Origin of the sequence: Mycoplasma bradburyae (assembly GCF_024338845.1) — a bacterium.
Taxonomy (GTDB): Bacteria; Bacillota_I; Bacilli_A; order Mycoplasmatales; family Mycoplasmoidaceae; genus Mycoplasmoides; species Mycoplasmoides bradburyae.
The window spans coordinates 721,941-743,801 of sequence record NZ_CP101414.1; the positions used below are offsets into that span (position 1 = coordinate 721,941).

A 21,861-nucleotide genomic window follows, 5' to 3' on the forward strand; every position below is an offset into this window, starting at 1 on the left:
TGAAAATTTAATCTATTATTAAGTGATTCTAACTATCAGGACTTTGAATATGAAGAATTGTTAATTTATTAGGTCAATAATATCCATAATAACCATTAGCCAGTTTATATGATATTCTTCCTAATAATAAATAGTTGGTAGTTTCTTTATAATTAGAGTTAATTGGTTCTGATTCATCTAATTCAAGATTTTTCATTTCGTTAGGATATTGACTAGCAGGAGTTTTTGGATTATTAACTAAAGCATTAACTCCTCTACCGTTATCCGAATTAGCTGAACCGTTTATATCTATATCTCACCCTCAGAATCAACTAGAAGTATTATTAACTGTTTCACGTCTCGATTCATAGTAACTTGATAAGTTAGCTCTAGCTCCAGTAAGTTCATCACTCGTTAATACTTTTCTATATATATTCTTTCTAGATAAAATTTTCTCTGCTCTAATCTTCGCTGTAAAAATATCTGTATTCATTTTTGTGCCATCAAATATATATCTTACCTTAAAGAATATCTTATCGTTATTATTAGGCGGAATATAAGGAATTTTAATAGCCTTAATCAAATAATCCTTATTGTTTTCTAATTGAACTTTAATTCTATCTCTAACAGGATCATATGAATATGTAGATATAGCAGCATCATTATTTACGCCATTAATCGCATCAATATAAGCTTGATTATATAATTGCTTGTTTTTATCAAAATGAACACCTTCCAAATTCACTGATGATATAGAAATATCTATATCATCTGGGATTATATTTTGAGATATTATTGCTGGAACTTTAATTGCTAAATCTGGTTGAGATATCGATTTGATTGTTAAAGGTTTATCCGGTCTTGATGTTAAATAATAATAAATTGCTCCATGATCTTGATTACCAACTCGATAAAGTTTCTCTAAATTAGCTTGACCATCAATGTAAATATCATCAATTTTAAATTCTTGTTTTATTTCATTTAAAGCTGAAGCGTTAGCATTTAAGAACGAGCCATAAAAACCATTTGTATATACAGTGTTTCCACTTTGAACGAGTTTAGTAGATGATAATGGTATGTAACCATCACTAGAAGATACATTACCAATAATTGTTACATTCGTATTATTAGATTTATTTAAAATTACCGGTTCATTAAGTACTCTTAATGTATTGAAGTTTGTATTACCAACATCTACAACTGTAACCTCTTGATTAGATCCATCCTTTAATTTAACTCTTTTAAGTAATTTAGAAGCTATCGCTGTTCCTAATGATTTAAAACCTGAAAATTGAATATCGTTAGAATTAATATCATTCTCACCTTGTTTAGAAAATGATACTTTTATGTCAATAGTCCCATTAACATTATTGCGATCTACAATATTGACTCTAACATCTCATCCTTGAGCTAACTCATTAGTTAAAGATAATGAAAAATTATCAGGAACTACTGCATCTGGTTTAGTGTTCACTCTATCTAATTCTTTTTTCGAATTAGCATCAACTACATTAAAAAAAGATTGATCAATTCTATTAACATAATCTCTTAATCGTTGATTAGGTGTAGAACTGTCTGAGTCAATGTTACCATCAGGATTAGAAGGAATAATTGGATTTAAATTAACCCCGTTTTCTTGTCTATCTTTATTAGACGGTGGATTGGTAATATTTATCGAACTATTGCAAGAAGAGATCAATAAGCTTGTTTGAACGGTAAATAAAAAACCGCTTATTATTTTTATTAACTTCTTGGTTTTCATATTTTCTTTTATATGCAATCTTTGATTTAATTAATACTTATTTGATTAATACGATTAATACTCAGATATACTAATTACAAAAAATTAATATCATCTATTAATATATTAATCTTATCAAAAATATCTAAATGCTAGTATTAATAATTAAAATTATTAAGCTAAAACTACAACTTTAATAAAAATTGATATTTTTATAATATATTTTATGGATTTGAAAATTAATAATTTTAAAATCAATCACTATAAATTAATGAAAATATTGTCAATCGTTTTTTGATCGCAATCAGAAATCGATGATAACCTAATAAAATATTCGAAGAGAATTAAGGTTTTAAGAGGTATTTACGCATTAATCATCGTATTTGCTTGTTTAGTTACTTTCGTAACATTAGTAATTAGCCCTCAAGCAAATAGTAAAGATGCTTTTGCGACTTTTGCTAAGGTATCTTTGATTATTACTTTTTTTGTTTTTATAGTGGATTGAATATCGCATGCTATTACATATAAATTTGTTATCAAACAAACTAAGATTTCTTATTTAAAGTCATTACTTAAATATATCTTTACTTTTAATAGTATTGTTATTATTTTATGTCTCCTATCGTCTGGTCAAGCAATTAAATTTTTTATTAATAACTTTGATGCTAATAACGAATTACTCTTTGCTACTTTTCAATCCCTTGGATTAGTAAGAGTAATTCGTCTGTTTATGGTTCTAAGTTTATTTAAACCATTCGGAGCGATCACTGGAGTTTTTGTTCATCAAAGAAAACTACTTACATCAGTGTTCTTTATTATTATTGTTTTAATTATTCTCTTTGCGATAATTATCTGATCTCAAGAGACAGTATACTTATTGCGGAACCATGCTATTTTTCTAGCTAATATAAGTAATAAGTATTCTAGCCATCCTGAATTTAATATATTTAACAAATTATCTACATTTACTGAAGGATCAGGTCAATATGAAGAAGCTATTAACAAAGTAACCGAAGAACAAGTAGTTGCTGCTATCAAATACTTAGATGATACTGATCTAGCTAATTTTAATTCATTAGCCAACGGATACATCCAAAGCTTCCCTGAAGCTTTTTACTTCACAACAATCACCCTTACAACTGTAGGTTATGGCGATTTCTCACCACACGCTCCAATATCCAGAGTTATTGTTAGTTTTATTTCTTTATTAGCAATTGCTATAGTAGCAATTCCTTCAGGGATTATTGCTGGTTCTTTTTTATCAGAAATGGAAAAACGTTCCGAACAAAACCAAAAAGAAAAAAAGAAAAATAAAGATAAATATGATAAAAATATAGACGATTCATCTAAAGTTAATCTTAAGGAGAAAACTTTAGATGAATGCGAATTGATCCCTATTAATTTTGAAAATAATTCGTCTAAGAATAAGAAATCTTTAGATGAGTGTAAATTTATTGAAATGAAGTTATAATGATTCAGAAAGAAAAACACATCTCGAGAGCCAAGTCTGCTATAGCGAATGCCACTAAAGTAGTTAAGCGAGGAAACATTTTTATGCTAGCAATAGGTCTATTGCTAGGAACTAGCTTTAATGCTGTAATAGCTTCACTAGCTAATGATGTGATTATTGCAGCTATAGCTAAACTATATAATGTTAGTGACCTGCAAAAATGACAGGTTGATGGAATTTATATTGGCAAGTTTTTTGCTGCTATCATCAGTTTTGTAATCATCAACATAATTCTTGTATCTGTTTTGTTTATTGTCTACTATATTAATGAAATCGTTAAAGATTTCAAGAAACGCAAAGAGATTGCTAAAGGATTAGTAGAAGATAAAAAATCAAGCGAACCAACAAATGAAGAAAGAATCATCCAATTACTTGAATTTAACAACGCTTTGATACAACAACAAATTGAAGTATTTGCTAAAGCGCATGATATGAAAGTAGAAGTTTTATCGACTAAATTTGGTAAGTCTGTAATTCAAATTCCGTTTGAATTACAGAATCAAGAAGAAAGCCAAAATCTACAAAAGCTACTAAGAAAAAACGCAGAAGCATCTGTAGATTCTAGTAATTGATCTGATAACGCCGATATGATTCAATAATTGATTATAGCTAATTTATATTTGAGTCAATTTTGTAAAAAATAAACTCTTAGTTTCACTATAAGAGTTTATTTTTTTGTTGTGGTTGAAATCCGTGTTTGATCTAATTGAGGAACTAAAAGATGAATGATTCTAAAATATTAAATTATAGAAATTGTTAGAATCATTAGATTTATCGTAAGTTATTTTAAGAAATATTAAATAATTAGTTACTTTATTTTGGTTTTAGATTCTTTAAAGTCTAATAATTAAATCAAGTTTGTTGTCAAGAAAAATCATTAAGAATTATTTTATTTATGTATTTATTTTCAAACATTTTGTTAAAAAGCTTATATAGACTTTTATTTATTAATTAAAATCGTTAAAAGATATCTATAGAGGTGTAAAAGTATTAATTTTACAAACCTCTCTCTCTTGAATCGAATTTATTCATAAGCTTATCAAAATTAGAAAAAATCTAATATAAATATATTCTTCTTACAATATATCTAAATTAAGACAATTAATTGTTATTGTCTATCATATATATATATATATATATATATATATATATATGGTTATTAAAAGTATTATTATAACTGGTAGCAACAGTTTATTTTGGTTAAGACAATTTATTGTTTATACAAAAAAATATAAAAATAAATACTGCGCTTTGATAGATGAAGGTAGCCCGAATAACACTTATTATTCTTTAATTCCTTTACCATTTTATCAACTAAACAAAATGAATTAACATTAAAAGCGTCAACGTATACTTTTATTTCTTCTTTATTGTCTAAATTCTTAACATAACTAATTGCAACGCTAATATCCATTAACCTAATAATACTTAAAAATTAATTTATATAAAAATCTATAGTAAGTTAGTAAAACTTACTGTTTTAAATAAAATAATAAATTCAAATGATAACAAATAGTAGTTATAAAAAAAATTATTAACTTAACTTATCCATATAAAAACCAATCATATTCTTTTATAAAAAAGAAGTTTATTAAGGTTTTTTATAAAAATATTCACTAATCTTTCAATGTAAATTTGATATTTCCTAAATTAGGTGCATCTCTGTTTCTAGAATCACCTGAAACTATAATTTTATTTAATCCTTTGGTTAATTGCAAACTTGTCGACGTAGAACCATCACCATCGTTACTATCGAATGTTTTTAATTTATCTCAATTATTAAAAGAAGTTAAGTTGATAAACTTAGCATGATTTTGATTGTTTTCGAATCTGTCTTTTCAAAAATAAATTCCTCTCCTATCTCCGGTATTAATAATTCCGCTTATATTATATCTACCTGTTTTAGGTATGTTTACATAAAAAGTATAAAATTTAACATTGTTATTATCACCAGCTCCTGTCACATTTCCTAAATATCCAAGAACATATTGATCTGTTGAATCGCCCATATCATTAATTGGCGATGTACGTTTGGTAAAAAGTGTTTGATACATATTCACTTTTTTAGCAATACCATACCCTTTTACGAAATTAACAACAACCTCATTTTCATTTAAAGAATTTTTTTCTGTTCCAAATATTGCGTCATAAACTTTATTTCTATACTCTTCATCATTTGATAAAGTTATAAAGAAATTACCAATCATCGGGTTTTCTTTACTTTGAGGAACGCTAAATGAGATTTTGTTATTACCAAAATTTAATCCTGTTAGGTTGATTTCAGCAACTTTAATTTCATTAATTGTTGCATTAGATATTAATGAAGATATATCAGTTATTTGATTATCATTTAATTTATATTGCAACCCTAAATTGTTTATATTTTGATTTGATGAATAAGTTTTATAAGGAAATCATAATGTTGCATTACTACCACCATAATAATCAAAAATTAAATCATAAGAAGCATTACTAGAATTTTGAGCTCTTAAATCATAAATTCAGCTAACATCTGTGATTTTTGATAAATCATTATTGTTAACATTTTGTATTTTTCTTTTAGCGTATTTTCAATTATTATTAGCAATACTAGTGATATATGTAACTATTTCTTCATTGTTTGTAGCATTTTTTATAAATGAACCTTTAAAATTTTGGTTTTGAATAACAAATTTTTTAAATTCAGAATATTCGTCAATATTAGTTTTTTTAGAGTCTAAGTCCGATGTAATATTTGTTATTTTTAAATTAATATCATTAATTTTATCTTCGGTTAAATCATCTGCATCAACTGAATCATTTATAATTTTTTGAGCTTGTAAATAATATTTTTCCAGAACGTCTTTTATACCAAAATATTTATCTTCGTTTAATGAAGATAAAATTCTAATTCTATTACTTAGGTTATCCTTAAGATTTTTATAAACAAAAACTAAGTTTTGGTGTTGTTTGTCAAAATTATCTTTATCTTGTTCAGCTTTAGTTAATGCAAATTCTAAAATTTTTCTAGCATCATCTAATTCCTTAACTGATACGTTATTAGAGCTACTAGCTACTTCGGCTGCAGTATATGCTTTTTCTAATTCTGATCGAATTTTAGAATAATCAGCATAAGAATCAAGTATAGCTCGCTTATTGTTTAATACTAAGTCTAATTCTTTTTTAATTCCAATAATCAACGGATTGTTAGATTCATTAAAATCCATTTTAGAAGGGTTATATGATCCGTTTGAAGAATCTAAATACTCAATTCTTTTTACACTTCTACAGCTAACAGCAATTAATCCCAAGAAAGAATAAACAGTTAATAAACCGAATATTTTTAATAGATATTTAGTTTTTATCATTGTTTAAATAAACATAGTTTTTATGACAAAAAACATTAGAATTAGATCCTAATAAAGATTATCAATAAACTTATATATCAAATAAATTCATATTAACTTGTTATATCTTAATAATAATTAAATAGAAAAAACAATAACATTATCTTAATGTTTTAATTTCTTAATTTAATTGTTATTTAGTTTTGCAAACCTTTAAATAAAGTTATTTTCACCAACTTCCATTAACGCTTCTTTTAATTCGTCATTTAATTTAATGATTTTTGAAGTTTCAATATAATCTAATAATTCTTCTTTAAAAGTGGTATTTTTAACTTTAGCTTTTATTCTTAGTTTTGCAATCTCACCTTTTTGAATTGAACCGTATTTTTTAATTAGTTTTCGATCTTCAATAATAACTGGAATAAACATAATTGCTAAATAAATAAATAGCACAACTACAGTCATTATTCTTGATATATATACTGATTTATATTCATCAGTTAATGGAATGTTATATAGTAAGAATAAATCAGCAAAAGGTTGGAAGAATGTTAATCCTACAGTTACTAACATCGTAACAATAGCACAGATTGAAGAAGGAATAAATAATTTAGATTTAATAACTTTTACCCTATTAGTTTTGCGATTAGATAAACCGCCAAACAATGTAATAACGATATACCCAAAAGCTATTACTGATGTTCAATTCCCCATTAAATCAGCAAAGCTATAAATTTTTCCAACTCCTGTTCCATAATCAGAATCAGAATAACCGCTATCAATATAACCTAATCCTCCAATCAAACTAGCGATAATAATAACCGGAACTGCTATAACTAAATTATATTTTAGTCCTACTAATGCGTTTTTAGATGAAATTTTGTTAATTAATTTCATACTAAACGGTAATTCGCCTTGTTTAATTAAATCTTCTATAAAACGATTAGCTCATAAACTCAATCCGTTGATAATCCCTAAAATACCAACTCCAATAGTTACTTGAAACGCAACATATAATGGAACTAAATTATTCTTTTTAAAGAATGATTCAAATCCAAATGGTGAACCATCTTCTGAACCTAATGACATAGCAACAGCCATTAATAAATAAACTAAAGTAACAAAAGCTAATCCTATTAATAATGCTAATGGTGTTTTTTCTGGTTTTTTCATTTCAGATTGAATACCAGCAGCATAATAAAAACCATCATACGCAAAATAAATACCACCTACAGCAATAAACATTCCAAACCCAGGAGATAAATTGTTAAAACTATATTTAGCAGCTAAATCAGTTGTGTCGTTTTTTTGAAAACCTGCTGAAATTTTATCGTTTATAGGTAGATAGTTATTTTTAGTAAAAATTACAAAACCAAGAATAATTGCAAAAGCTAGAGGTAAGAATTTAACCAATGAAATAATAATGTTTTGAACATTGCCAGCTCTTGAGCTAAGCCCAGTAACAATAATGAAATAACTAGATACACCAAGAGATGCTAACATCATAATAGCTCAGTCATTTTGAGTTCCTAGTCCATTATAACTATCATTAAGAGCTTTAATTCCATCTTGAATAGATGAAATAAAATAAAGTGGCATAAAAAAATATGTTAAAGGTACATAAATATACACCATAAAGTTTTTACAACTTTTATAAACATATCGATTGGTAAATGTTTGACATCATCCAATGATTGATAAATTATCATTTCTACCACTTGAAATTTCGATTAACGCTAATGCCATCGAAATCACAGAAAAAGCAGCAAATAGCCAACAAAATATTGCAAACACTAAAGAAAATTGTGAATTTTGCAAAACTGCTTGAGCTTTAAAAAAGATACCTGCACCAATTGATGATCCAATCGCAATCCCAATTCCTGAAAAAAATCCGATTTTTTTTGATTGCGGAGCATTTTTTAATCCATTATTTTGTTCGTTTGTATTTAAATTATTCATTGTCTGTTTTTAAATTTAATTGTTTTTGTAAAAAATGGCTTAATTATTTTAAATTAAGCCAGGTATATTTTTATATAAGAATCTTTTATTCTTATTTAAGGATTAGTTAAGAACTTTAATTCAACTTTATCTTAGCATTAATTTGCTCAGATAAACTGCTAGCATAATCACCACATACTAATGACAGATTAGTGTTAGCTCACATAATTCCTTTGAACTTTAACTTGTTCTTTAACTTATCCTGATCAACCTTGCTTTTATCTTCTACATTAATCTTTATCATATTTAATGTAGATTCTGAACTCTTGATGTTTTCAATCTTTCCTAGAATTTCAATAAAGTCATTTAAACTAAAAGGTAACTTGTCTGACTTTATTAACTCATGATTAACCTTACTTGAAATCTTCTTAGCCCTCTTAGTAGCTACAAGCTTTAAAATTCCTAATGTAATAATGTTTAAAAAAATTCAAGTATGTCTGTTCATTATTTTTTTTAATATAAGCAATTAGTAATTAATTAAACAATTAATTAATCTTTTAATCGTTTTGTGATTATAAAATTTTTAATTAGGTTTTTAAAAAAATTGTTATTTGCTAGCTTATAAATGTTTTTTGTAATCTTTGAATAAAACTCTTGAGATCATTAGCAAAAATAAATTCAGCTTTAGATTTGATAACATCAAACTCTATTAATGTAGAGCTTAAACCTTTTTTAATCACTGTACCATCAGCAATAATCCTTGGGCAAGCATCACCATCACAGTAGTTTTCTTTAATTTCAATTCTTATCTTGACATTAATTGGCAAAATAATAGGTGATTGAATTGTCATAAAGCTAGAATGTAGTAACGGATTCATTTCTACGATTTGTAGTGCATTAATACCAGGAAATAAGATGGCACCATTAGCAGACTTATTAATTCCAGTAGAACCAGTTCTTGTCGAAATTAGTAATCCTGTCCCTCTGAATTTCTGATAGAATTCATTGTTTATGTAAATATCATAACCATAAGCAGTGGTTGAATTGATATTAAACTCATTTAAGGCATTATAGTATTCATTATCAATCCTTAACCTAATAAAATCTAGATTGGTGTATTCTAAATCATCAATACAATCAATAATGCTTTCAAAATTATTTTCATTAAAAGTTGTATAAAATCCTAAAGTCCCACCATTGATTCCGATGATCTTTAATCCTTGCCTATCGTGTTTTATGGCATGTTTTATAAAAGTACCATCACCACCATTAATAAATAAGTAATCTGCTTGTTCAGGATCTTTTGTTTCTATTAATTTCTTATCTAATACTTTTTTAATTAAAGGTTCTAGACTTGTTGCTTTATCAGCTAACGAAGAAATTAGGCAATATTTTTTATTCATCTTCTTTTTTTGTATTTAATGAACTTTGTTCATCAAATCAGTATTCATCTAAATAATAAGCCTTAACATCAGCAACATCTCTTAAGAATACCTTGATATCGGTTGAGTTATACCCAATCATTAATCGCTTAGGAATACCTGACTTGTCATATTGAAGTATTATCGGACGCTTAAGAATAGATGGATGTTCATGAACTAAATCAATAAGTTGACTTATTGTTAATTCATCAATATTCACCTTATTGTTTTGTAAGTATTTAGATCGTGTCGAAATAATATCAAACACACCTTTTTCAGTTAATGATAAGATGTCTTTAAAATACTTTTCATCAATCGGATTCTTATAAAAATTTATTTCCTTATGGTTAATATTGTTTTCTTTAAAGAATCTTCTGACTCTAGTGCAGCCAATACATGAAGCTGTAATAAATAACACTATATTATCTTGTTGGTTGTTTGTAATATCTGACATAGTATAAAGAATTATCTTACTCGATCTTTTAATATATTTATATATTATATTTTTATAATATATCTTAATATTATAGTCACAATAATGAATAAGATAATCTCAGGAATTCAATCAACAGGTTCATTACATTTAGGAAACTACTTGGGTTCAATTTCGAAAAATCTAAGTTTACAAAATCAATACCAATTAAATTTGTTTGTTGCAAATTTGCACACAATTACCGTTGATTTTGATCGTTTTCAAGGAAGACAAAACATAATTGATCTAGTAAAAATATATTTAGCTAGCGGTCTTGATGTAAGTAAAAATAATATATTTTTACAATCAGATATTAACGAACATCCAGCACTAGGCCATGTTTTGTTGTGTCACACCACAATGGGTGAATTAGAAAGAATGACCCAATATAAAGATAAAAAACAAAAATTTGTTCAAAATAATCAAACAATTAAGATTCCCACAGGGTTATTAACTTATCCAACTTTAATGGCGGCCGATATTTTGTTATACAACGCAGATTATGTTTGTGTTGGTGATGATCAAAAGCAACATATCGAGCTTACTAGAAATATAGCGATAAGAATGAATAATAAGTATGGTGAATTGTTTAAGGTACCAGAACCAATTATCGCTAAAGTAGGAGCTAGAATTATGGATCTAGCTAATCCTAGCAAAAAAATGTCTAAATCAGCTTTATCTAAAAAAGGGATTATTAATTTAGATGATTCTAAAGAAGATGTTTTTAATAAAATCAAATCAGCTAAAACCGATAATTTAAATACTGTTGGTTTTGATTATAAAACTCAACCAGAGATCTCAAACTTAGTTGGTATCTATTATGCATCAATTAATGATCATTTAAATAATGAATTGCGCACTAAGTTATTTAACAAATCAAGCGAAGTGTTAGTAGAGGATGTCATAAATCGCTACCACAATAAATCATATAAGGATTTTAAAGAAGAATTATTTGAAATCATCTGAAACATATTAGGAACTATTCAAACTAATATTAAAAATATTTCGGATGAAGATGTAAAAAAAGTATTAATGAAAGGTAAGGAAAATTTATTGCCAATCGCCCAAGCAACTTTATTAAATGTTTATAAAAAACTAGGAATGGTGGTGTAATGATTAATAATAAGAAATTTTTAGTTATATCAGATTTAGATGGAACTCTTTTAAATAGTCAGGGGAAGTTGTCAAGAGAAACAATTATAGCAGTTAAAACTTTAAAAAAGCTTGGTCATTATTTCTGTGTTGCTACAGGGAGACCATCAAGAGCGTCAATCGATATTTACAATGAATTAGGTTTGAATACGGTTATGGCTAATCTTAATGGTTCGTATATTTGACATCCAAATGATCGTTATTTTAAGGAAATTAATTTAAGTTTTTCTAAATCTTTAGTAACCAACTTATTAAATAAAACCTCGATTGTTAAATTAGTTGATAACATTATCGTGGAAAATAATGAAGGGACTTATATTATGAATAAACCTAATAGTCCTAAAGAATATGAAGAATTCTTGAAATGTTTCCATATTGATGGTATGGATAGTTGTTCTTTTGGTAAGGATAAGTTAGCTAACTTAAGACAAGATCCAAATACTATTTTGTTACAAATTAAAAACCCTAATAACATTGATGAAGTTATATTCCAATTAAAGGAATGTTTTAGCACTTTCGTTGTTAGAAGATGATCTTTACCAATTTCTGGTGATATTATAGAAGTTAATACTGTTTATGCTAACAAAGGTAATGCTTTAGATTATCTTAGTAGTTATTACGGGATTCCTAAAGAATTCATTTTCACTTTTGGTGATGGTGAGAATGATATTGAAATGTTGCAAAAAGCTAGATTTGGTTATGCAATGAAGAACGGGATTTCAAGTGCTAAATTATTAGCTAGATACATTACGAAATTTAATAATGATAACAACGGTGTAGCTTATGAACTATATCACAAAATCATTAAACGATAATTTAATCAAAAGTTAAAATTAATCAAAATAAAATCACGCTGAATTAATTCGCGTGATTTTATTTTTTCTTTTCATCAACAATAGCAATTGTTTTTTCAATGATTTCATTAAATTGATTATTACGCCTTGAACTTGCTATATATGTAGAAATTTGTTTTAGTTTTTTATTCGCTCTTTTCATTGCGAATTTATAGCTAGCTATCTTAAACATCGAATAATCGTTTAATGAATCACCGATAACCGCTGTTTGGTTTAAATCGATATTTTCTAACTTACATAAGCTTTTTAACGCATATGCTTTATTGATATTTTTAGCTGTTATTTCAATAAATGTTGAATATATGTTAGCAATCTCTAAATCTTCTGGATAATTTTCAGCAATGTGTTCGTTAAATCTTTTTAGTTTTCTTTTAGAAAAACTTATTAAATTAATCTTATGATATTCAGATTCAACAAAATCATTTGATACAAAGCTGTGTTTTTTATTAAGTAGTGAAAATGATCTACCAAAAAAAGTGTTTGACACTACAACATTTTTATCATTTTTACTATTAGCTAAATAACCTTGAAATAAAATTTTATTCTTTAAACAGTAATCAAAAATAATCTTAGCTTTAATCGGATCAATATTGTTCTCATCAAGTTTCTGATATTGGTTATTAGCATTTATTTTATAAAGCATTGAACCATTAGAAGAACAAAGATAATCAATTTTTACACCAGCATCTTCTAATTCTTTAACAACTCTTTTAGCACTTAGCGAAGAACGACCAGTAATTATAGCTATAACAATATCAGGAATTTTTTCTCTTAATTTAAGTAAAGCATTAATTACTTTTTTGGTAACCTTCTTTTTTACAGATAATAAAGTACCATCAAGATCAATTCCAATTAATTTAAGTTGATTATTTTCTAAATAAGACATTATATATTCGTTTTGATTGTTTATTTAGTTAATCTAAATATTTAGATAACAAAATTTATCCAATTGAGACAACTTTCTTTTTATTTAAAATACCCAATGAACCTGAAATAATTTTTTTTGCTAAAAGCATTATTAAACCTAATACTATTAGATATACCAAAAATATTTTAAAATTACGTTTATTAGCAGATTCAATCGCTTTTTGAATATCTTGTTCTTCGATTGGCATTTTGCCATAATAATTTTCAATCGATCTAGCTCTAACTGAACTATTAATTATTAAGTAAATTTGTAACACTAAAGTAGTAATACCAATTGAACCATTAACAATAATTGAATAAAGTGGTCAACTATCCAAGTTAGCTTGAGGTTTTAAAACATATAAATAACCAAACGCTTTAGCCTCTTTTATCTGTTCTTGAGTAAAACTATCTGTATTGTTAGCGATCGTAATTAAATTAACAGCAAAAGCAGTTACTAAAGTGACTACAATAGCTATTATCACAGTTATATAAATACCAGCTGACAATCAATTAACATTAATCGGCAAGATTCTTAAGCTTTTATAAGCTCTTTTAATATTAACAGCAATTTGGTTTTTATTAAAAATATGTTCGTGTTTTAATCCGGATTTAATATTAGCATAATTACTTATTGTTCGATAACCAATAAATATCGCAAGAATTGCAAACGGAATAAGCGACCACAAGATATGTCAAGATTTACTATTAAAGTAAATGTATAAACACAATAGCGTTAGCCCTGATCCAAAAAACAGTAATACCAAAATCCCGAAGATTAATTCAATTGAATTGAAAAATATTTCTTTTTTATAAAACTTTGGTATTTTTCTATCTTGTGGTCTTTCTAAAGATAATTCTGCTTGATCTTGATAATTAGATAATTCTAGTGAAGCTGAATTGTAATGATTATTATAAAAATTATTAGCCTGTCGATCTAATTGAATTGCTTGAGGTACAGCTAAACCATCACCATATTTATTATGGTTTGAAGGAACACCTAAATCCAGTGTTTTTGTTTCATTATTGTCCATTTAGTTACCTCATTACCTAACTATTATTTTATTAATAATCAGTATCAAAATCAATATCAAACATATTAGTAAAGTCTAGATCATTCATAGAATTACCACTTTCAAGAGCAGGTAATCTTAATCTATCCATACCATAGATAGCATCGATATCATCGAATCCGCTTGTTATTTCAAAATCATTAATTTTGAAATTCTCATCTAAATATGTATTGCGGTTTGAATAAATTAAATCGTTAGAACTGAAGATATCATTATCAATACTTTCTAAATCATTAAAGAATTCTCTTGGTTGGTGATCGATGAAGTATTCATAATTATTATTATCAATTAATGAATCAAAGCGTTTGAAACTACCGTAGTTATTTCCATAACTGAATGGATTTTGTTGTAATTGAGTTTTGTACAACTGTTCATAGTTTCGTTTGACATCTTGTCTAGGAGCAAATCTAGAATTATCAAAAGCCATTCTTGGTTGAGGTTGTGGTTGAATAAACGGTTTTCTTTCTTGTTTATTGTTAATTAAATCGTTAATTCTCTTGTAATCAGATTTAATTTTTCTGATTTGTTGAGCATAAATTGACTTAAGATCGCTAATCTTCTTATTGTAGAAGCTGATAGCTCTAGATTTGTTAGCGTGTTCTGTTCGTAATTGTTGGATTTGTTCTTGAGCAAAACGATAATCATTTTTATTAACAGCGCCAGATCTTAAATCATTTTGAATCTTATTAATTTGAGCAATGATTAATGGTAGATCTTTTTGCAATAAACTGATTTCATTTTTCAGTGTAGATAAGATATAGTTGTAATTCTTAGTCGCTTCTCTTTCAGAGTTTTTAAGAATCATCTTAACTTCATTAACACTTTGTTTAATCTTAGCTTGGTATTCCTCTGATTTGAATACATTGCTAGTTGTTAATTGAACGTCTTCGTAATTAATGATTCGATCTAGTAATTCGTATAGATCATAGTTGTTTTCATTAATTAATGATAACGAATTATCAAATTCAAATTCGTTTGTTTGATTAATGAAATCAGATGCAAGTTGTTGTTTTCTTGTAATTTTAGGAGCTGAAGGATAAATTTCTTCACTAATTTCAGAAGTTACAGCTAATTGGTTAGCTTTAACTTCGTCACGAATTTCGTCCATTTCAGAACGTAATTCATCTTTAATATTGTTAAACGATTCAATTTGACGTTTTGATAATTCTTCAAATTTAGCAAAGTATTGTTTGAATAACTCTTCAGAACGTTTTTCTAAGAATTGTTTCAATTCTGCAATATCCTTCTTATATTCTTCGTTAGGTACAGCGATTTGATTAGTTATATTTTCTTGTTGTTGAGTTTGTTGGCTGTCACTCACAACAATTGGTTGAGATTCTTCTTCTAATTCAACAACGACATTTGTAAATGAATCATCTGCATGATTAATTAATTGATCAAGCTCATCTTGTTCATCTAATTGAATGTAGTTATCATTATCTTCTGTTTTAATAATGATATCTTCAACTTTTTTGTTATCAGAAGAACTGAATGAGTGAATCTTAGTAATTGGTTGATCGTCTTCTTCAGCTAAAGCACTAACTTCATCTAAGATAACATCAATTGGATCTATATTTGGTTGTAATTGAACTTTAAGTTCTTCTCTAGTTGATATATTAATATCATCTTGTTCAATTGGATCTAAAGCAGTTACTAAATCATCATTAAGTGCTAATTCTTCAACTTTTTGTTCAGATTGAACATTACTAAAGTCTTGTTTAGCAAAATTAAATCCGTAATTATCAAGCGCTTTTTCAGAATCAAAGCTTGGTTTGTAATTATTCAATAATGATCTTTCGGTTTCTTGAACTTTTTCGATTTGATCATCTTCAATCGGAGCAATTACATCGATTGAATCAACTTCTTCGAATTCTTCATAGTTATTTTGCTCTTGAACTTGAGCAACTTCTTTAACCACAGGAAGTTCAAAACCAACACTTTCAAATGATTTAGAGTCTTCAAATGTAGGTTTGTAACTATCTAAAGCAGAACGTTTTTCAGATGATAATTCATCTTGTTCAATAGGAGTAATTACATCGATCAGTTCAACTTCTTGAACTTCATTTTCTTCAGGTTGTTTAGATGCAGGTAATGCAAAACCAACACTTTCAAATGATTTTTGATCATCAAATTTAGGTACATAAGATTCTAGAGATGAACGTTCGTGTTGTTCTTGTACCTGTTCAATAGGCTGAAGTGCGTTAACTTGTTCAATAACTTCAACTTCTTTTTCGATAGATTCTACTTGAACTTCAGTTATAAGTTTAATTTCATCTTTAGCTGGAATGATCGCTAAACTTGTATTTAGATTAACTGGTTTAGCTTCGTGAGCTTCTAGAAGTAAAACTTGTGGATCTTGTTTTAAGAATTCACTCAAATTACTTACTCTAGTTTCTTCTAACAATGGAACAACTTCATTTATTTTTAATTCTTCTAAATAACTTAAGTTCTTCTTATCAAATTGTTCTTCTTTTTTCTCGAATCCAGAGAATACATAAACATTACTCTTCTTAGAAGTTGAAGCTTTATCTAAATTAATTACATCTAAATCATTGATGTAGCTAAAGTTATCAAATTCTTCTTTTTCTTCTCTAGCTTTGATCTTATTAAATTCTTCACGAAGACTATTGATATCAATTTTTTCAGTTTGATAAACAGTTAATAGATTTTCAGCTTCTTTAGCAGGGTTTAATAGTTGAATTGGTTCTTGAATAAAGTTTTCAATAACAAAAGTTTCTTTTGCTTTAACTTCTTCAGATTCTTCTTTTTGATCGTTAGATTCAATTAATTTTAATTCAGTTTTAGCTTCTTTTTCAGCTTGAGCTTTTTCAAGTTCAGCTTGTTGATTCATTTCTTCGATTAATTCATCAACTTTCGAAATCTTGTCTTGTTTATCAGATACGAAGTTGCCTTCGTCATCGAAATAGCCATTTCAAATTCATACACCTTTGTCAGTGTAGTATCCGTAATTTTCATCACCGATGAATTTGTTAAAGAATGTTTCAGTTTCTTTTTCAGCTTGAGCTTTTTCAAGTTCAGCTTGTTGATTCATTTCTTCGATTAATTCATCAACTTTTGAAATCTTGTCTTGTTTATCAGATACGAAGTTACCTTCGTCATCGAAATAGCCATTTCAAATTCATACACCTTTATCAGTGTAGTATCCGTAGTTTTCATCACCGATGAATTTGTTAAAGAATGTTTCAGTTTCTTTTTCAACTTGAGCTTTTTCAAGTTCAGCTTGTTGATTCATTTCTTCGATTAGTTCATCAACTTTTGAAATCTTGTCTTGTTTATCAGATACAAAGTCGCCTTCATCATCGAAGTAACCATTTCAAATTCATACACCTTTGTCAGTGTAGTATCCGTAATTTTCATCACCAATGAATTTGTTAAAGAATGGTTCAGCTTCAGCTTGCGCTTTTTCAAGTTCAGCTTGTTGATTCATTTCTTCAATTAATTCATCAACTTTAGAAATCTTGTCTTGTTTATCAGATACGAAGTTACCTTCTTCGTCAAAGTAACCATTTCAGATTCATACACCTTTATCAGTGTAGTATCCGTAGTTTTCATCACCGATGAATTTGTTAAAGAATGGTTCATCATCAACTAAAGTAATTTCATCATCTTTATTGATTGCTTTAGTTTCAGATTCAATAATTGCTTGTTGAATTTGTTCAGGTGAAATATTTAATTCTTCAACTAATTCTTGTTGTTCTTCAACAACTTCGAATTCAATCTTATCAGAATCTAATTCTGTAGTTTCAAATACTTCAACAACTGCTTCTGGTTGAACAATAATTTCATCAGCCGTAATTAAACTATCGTCAATAATTTGTTCAACTGGTTTAGCTTCTTCATGTACTACACTTACATAAAGACTTGGAATAATTTCTGGTTGATTTTTAGGTAATTCAACAGTAATAACTTCAGCAGGTTTTTCTTCTTGTTTTGGTTTTAAGATATTGTTAATATCAAAATCAGAAGTTTCATTAACTACTGGGTTGATTTGAATTGCTTTTTCTTTAACTGAAACAGATTCATCAACATTAATGTTAATAGCGCTTGATTCATCTGCATAAGTTTGTTTATCTAATGATAATTTAGGTTGTTCTAGCACAACTGGTTGTTCAATTACTTGTAGATCAAGTTTTTGTTCAACTCGTTGAACAAATTCATTTTGTACTTCTGGTTTTTTAGCAAACAAATCAAATTTAGAAGATCCAGATAGAGCTTCTTGAGATAAATTGATTCTGATTTGTTCATCAGTAGATTCTAATGATGAGATATCAACATTAACTTTAAGATCATCACTGATGTGTGTAATCTTGTCATATCCAAGTAATGCTGGTGCTGGTTGAACTAATGCTAAAGCAGTTTGAGCTTGTGGTGTGTCAAATTTAACATCAGCAATTACAGTTGGTTGTAATAACTTGATTTCGTCAAATTGGATTGGTTGAATTGGTTTAGGTTGATTAAAGATAGCTTGAGTAGCTTCTGGAACAAAGTTGTTCGCATCAACACTAATTAGATCGCTAGCAGCTTGATCTTCAACAACTACTGGGTTGATAATTGCTAAGGCAGTAGATTCACTTCGCTTAGAATAATCAACAGCAGGTTGTTCAACTTGAACTTTAACATCAATTAATTCGTTTTGAATTAATGGTTCAGCTGTGCTGATTTGGATTGGTGTATTAAATGCTGGTAAAGCAAGTTTTTCTTGTTCAAAAACTGGTTGAATCTTAGGTTGTTCAACTTGAACTGGTACTTGAGCTGAATTTAATAATCCAGCGATTTCAACTTTGTTAAAGTCTAATAGATCTGAATTAACTTCTTGAACGATGTTTTCAGATAAAATGTCAGCTTCACTAACAACTAATGAAGTTTGAGGAATTTGATCTGATAAATCAGATGGTTTGAATTCAAATGCAGGAGTTTGAGGTTTAACTTCTTCAACAGCTACATTAGTAACAACTTGTTGTTGAACTTCTTCAACTACAACTGGTTTGATTTCATCGGTTGAAACTGGTTGAACTTCTTGAGATTCAACTGGTTGAGTTTGTTGTTCTGTTTGAACAACTTCTTCAGTTGAAACTTGTTTGATTTCATCGGTTAAAACTGCTTCAGATGGTTGTTTATCAGCAACAACTTCTGCTTGTTCAGCAGCTGGTTTTTCAGATTTATAAACTAGATTACCATCGAAGTCATAGAAGTTTCCATTGCTATCAAATTGACCAGTTCAGATTCATTCTGAAGCTTCATCATAATAACCAAAGTCAATGTTACCAATGAATTGTTCGATGTTAGTTTGAACAACTTGTTCAGATTGTTGATCAACGATAGCAATTTGATCATCTGCAACTGCTGGTTGTTTTTCTTCAGTTGTAGCAGGAACTTCTGATTGGGTTAATTCTTCTTCTGGTTGAGTTGGTTCGTCAACTTTAACGATTTCATCACTACCAGCTTGTTCTTCAGCTGTAGTAACAACTTCTTGAGCAGGTTGTTCTTCAGTTGTAGCAAGAACTTCTGATTGGGTTGATTCTTCTTCTGGTTGAGTTGGTTCGTCAACTTTAACGATTTCATCACTACCAGCTTGTTCTTCAGTTGTAGTAACAGCTTCTTCAGTTTGTTCTTCAACTACTTCTCGAGAACTATCTTGTTCTTGTTCAGCTAATTGTTGAGCTAATTCTTCACTTTCAATTAGAGCTTCTAATTCTTGGATATCTTCTTCAGAGTGTTCTTGTTCTTCACCTGGAGGAGGTAATAGATCTAAGAATCCTTCTTGAGGGATGAACACGTTATTTTCATCGAAGTAACCAGTTCATACTCATTCATTATTCTCATCGTAGAATCCATATCCTTCAACACCAACATAATCTTCTCAGTTAAGTGCTTTTTCAACTAGAGCTGGCTCTTCTTCAACAACATCATCGCCAGCAGCTTGGTCATCGAAGTGTTCTTCAACTGGAACTAGCGCGTTTTCATCGTATGATTGATCAGCTTCTGCTAGAGCCTTTTCGAATGCGTCAGAATCAGCTTGAACAGCTTCAACTTGTTCTTCTTCGTATTCTTCACTAGCTTCTTCTTCAACTACTTCATCAGCAGCTTCCTGATCAGCTTGCGCTTCAACTTCTTCAGGTTGTTCTTCAACTGCTTCTTCAACCGCTTCTTCAACTTGTTCTTCAGCTTCAGCTTGAACCGCTTCTTCTTCAGCAGGTTGTTCAACAGCTTCTTCAACTGCTTCTTCTTGGTATTCTTCTTGAGCTACTTCTTGATCAGCTTGTTCTTGAGCTTCTTCTGCGTATTCTTCTGGTGCAGCTTGTACTTCTTCAGCTACATCTTCAGAGTATTCATTTGGTATGAATTGATTATTTTCATCAAAGTAACCAGCTCATACTCATTCGTTGTTTTCATCGTATCAACCATAACCTTCAACGCCAATGAATTGTTCTCAGTATTCACCAGAATCTTCTTCAGCTTGTTCTTCAACAGCTTCTTCTTGGTATTCTTCTTCTGGCGCAGCTTCAACTGCTTCTTCAGCTGGTTGTTCTTCTTCGTATTCATAAGGAACGAATTCGCCGTTATCATCAAAGTAACCAGCTCAAACTCATTCATTATTTTCATCGTATCAACCATAACCTTCAACGCCAATGTAATCTTCTCAATTAACTTCAGCAGATCCAGCTTGTTCTTCAGCTTGTTCTTCAACTGCTTCTTCTTGGTATTCTTCCTCAGCCACTTCAACTGCTTCTTCAGCAGCTTCTTCTTGATACTCTTCTTGCGCAGCTTCAACAGTTTCTTCTTGCGCAGCTTCTTCTTCAACCGCTTCTTCTTGGTATTCTTCTTCTGGTGCAGCTTGCAGTTCTTCTGATTGTTGTTCTTCTTCAACAACTTCTTCTTCTGCTACTTCATCAGCTTGTGGCTCTTCAACTGATTCTTCTTGTTCTGCTTGTACTTCTGGCTCTTCTTCTACAGCTTCTTCAGCTTGTTCTGGTATGAACTCATTGTTATCATCGAAATAACCTGATCAAACTCATTCGTTATTTTCATCATAATAACCATATCCTTCGACACCAATAAATTGTTCTCAGTATTCACCAGAACTTTCTTCTTCAGAACCTTCTTCTTGCTCTACATAATAATTAGCAAAGAAATCAAAAGGATTACCTTCTGCATCATATAAAGATGAAGCATCTAATTCATACTGCTCATAAGGTTCGATAAATATTTCATTTTCAGCATCGTATGAAATGTAGTAAGCATTATTATCTGCATCAAATGCTACTTGAATCGAACCGTCTTCTGGTAATTGACCACTTTCGTATGCTAACGCTGCTGGTACAACGTCATCAGCACCATCATAAAGGTTACCAAATATCGCCTCTGAATCTTCGTCGTTTATTTCGTCATTAACTTCTTGATCCTCGAAAAGATCATTTTTCTTTTTAGTCTTTTTGGCCACAATTAATTCCTAATAGTTTTGAAATAA

The 21,861-nt window shown here is 28.6% G+C and carries 13 protein-coding genes; 4 read left to right on the forward strand and 9 right to left on the reverse strand.

Annotated elements, in window-relative coordinates:
• Window positions 1–28 precede the first annotated feature (28 nt).
• Window positions 29–1,741, reverse strand: coding sequence for a hypothetical protein (locus NMG68_RS02835; protein ID WP_255034454.1), 1,713 nt, complete (start codon window positions 1,739–1,741; stop codon window positions 29–31).
• A gap of 250 nt (window positions 1,742–1,991) precedes the next feature.
• Here NMG68_RS02835 and NMG68_RS02840 point away from each other — a divergent pair, with 250 nt between their 5' ends.
• Both NMG68_RS02840 and NMG68_RS02845 read left to right on the forward strand, forming a co-directional pair.
• Window positions 1,992–3,191 carry a potassium channel family protein gene (locus tag NMG68_RS02840; protein WP_255034455.1) on the forward strand — a complete coding sequence of 400 codons (1,200 nt, stop codon included), beginning with the start codon at window positions 1,992–1,994 and terminating at the stop codon, window positions 3,189–3,191.
• Entirely contained in the window at window positions 3,191–3,829 is a 639-nt protein-coding gene (locus NMG68_RS02845; protein ID WP_255034456.1) for an MscL family protein, read from the forward strand. Before NMG68_RS02840 ends, NMG68_RS02845 begins: the two co-directional genes overlap by 1 nt.
• Window positions 3,830–4,846: 1,017 nt before the next feature.
• Here NMG68_RS02845 and NMG68_RS02850 read toward each other — a convergent pair.
• The 5 genes from NMG68_RS02850 to NMG68_RS02870 form a co-directional block, all read right to left on the reverse strand.
• Complete coding sequence (locus NMG68_RS02850) at window positions 4,847–6,577, reverse strand: hypothetical protein (protein WP_255034457.1); 1,731 nt, start codon at window positions 6,575–6,577, stop codon at window positions 4,847–4,849.
• Window positions 6,578–6,769: 192 nt separating this feature from the next.
• A complete protein-coding gene (locus tag NMG68_RS02855) occupies window positions 6,770–8,515 on the reverse strand; it encodes an APC family permease (RefSeq protein WP_255034458.1) in 1,746 nt (581 codons plus the stop codon).
• A 115-nt stretch (window positions 8,516–8,630) separates the two neighbouring features.
• On the reverse strand, window positions 8,631–8,999 hold the full coding sequence (locus tag NMG68_RS02860; RefSeq protein WP_255034459.1) for a PTS sugar transporter subunit IIA: 369 nt from the start codon (window positions 8,997–8,999) through the stop codon (window positions 8,631–8,633).
• A gap of 109 nt (window positions 9,000–9,108) precedes the next feature.
• On the reverse strand, window positions 9,109–9,897 hold the full coding sequence (locus tag NMG68_RS02865; RefSeq protein ID WP_255034460.1) for an NAD(+) kinase: 789 nt from the start codon (window positions 9,895–9,897) through the stop codon (window positions 9,109–9,111).
• Window positions 9,890–10,369 (reverse strand): Spx/MgsR family RNA polymerase-binding regulatory protein, encoded by a 480-nt coding sequence (locus NMG68_RS02870; RefSeq protein ID WP_255034461.1) that lies wholly within the window; start codon window positions 10,367–10,369, stop codon window positions 9,890–9,892. The genes NMG68_RS02865 and NMG68_RS02870 overlap by 8 nt, the downstream gene beginning before the upstream one ends.
• Window positions 10,370–10,453: 84 nt before the next feature.
• Here NMG68_RS02870 and trpS point away from each other — a divergent pair, with 84 nt between their 5' ends.
• Both trpS and NMG68_RS02880 read left to right on the forward strand, forming a co-directional pair.
• Window positions 10,454–11,500 carry a tryptophan--tRNA ligase gene (trpS, locus tag NMG68_RS02875; RefSeq protein WP_255034462.1) on the forward strand — a complete coding sequence of 349 codons (1,047 nt, stop codon included), beginning with the start codon at window positions 10,454–10,456 and terminating at the stop codon, window positions 11,498–11,500.
• Window positions 11,500–12,354: a Cof-type HAD-IIB family hydrolase gene (locus NMG68_RS02880; RefSeq protein WP_255034463.1), complete on the forward strand. Its 855-nt coding sequence runs from the start codon at window positions 11,500–11,502 to the stop codon at window positions 12,352–12,354. The genes trpS and NMG68_RS02880 overlap by 1 nt, the downstream gene beginning before the upstream one ends.
• 58 nt (window positions 12,355–12,412) lie before the next feature.
• Here NMG68_RS02880 and NMG68_RS02885 read toward each other — a convergent pair whose 3' ends face one another.
• From NMG68_RS02885 to NMG68_RS02895, 3 genes are read right to left on the reverse strand one after another with little or no spacing between them, the layout of a single operon-like run.
• The gene (locus tag NMG68_RS02885; protein WP_255034464.1) at window positions 12,413–13,279 is read right to left on the reverse strand and encodes a Cof-type HAD-IIB family hydrolase; all 867 of its coding nucleotides are present in this window, start codon (window positions 13,277–13,279) and stop codon (window positions 12,413–12,415) included.
• 55 nt (window positions 13,280–13,334) lie between these two features.
• Complete coding sequence (locus tag NMG68_RS02890; RefSeq protein WP_255034465.1) at window positions 13,335–14,333, reverse strand: MSC_0882 family membrane protein; 999 nt, start codon at window positions 14,331–14,333, stop codon at window positions 13,335–13,337.
• Window positions 14,334–14,364: 31 nt separating this feature from the next.
• Window positions 14,365–21,834: an EAGR box-containing protein gene (locus tag NMG68_RS02895; RefSeq protein ID WP_255034466.1), complete on the reverse strand. Its 7,470-nt coding sequence runs from the start codon at window positions 21,832–21,834 to the stop codon at window positions 14,365–14,367.
• Between the last annotated feature and the right edge of the window lie 27 nt (window positions 21,835–21,861).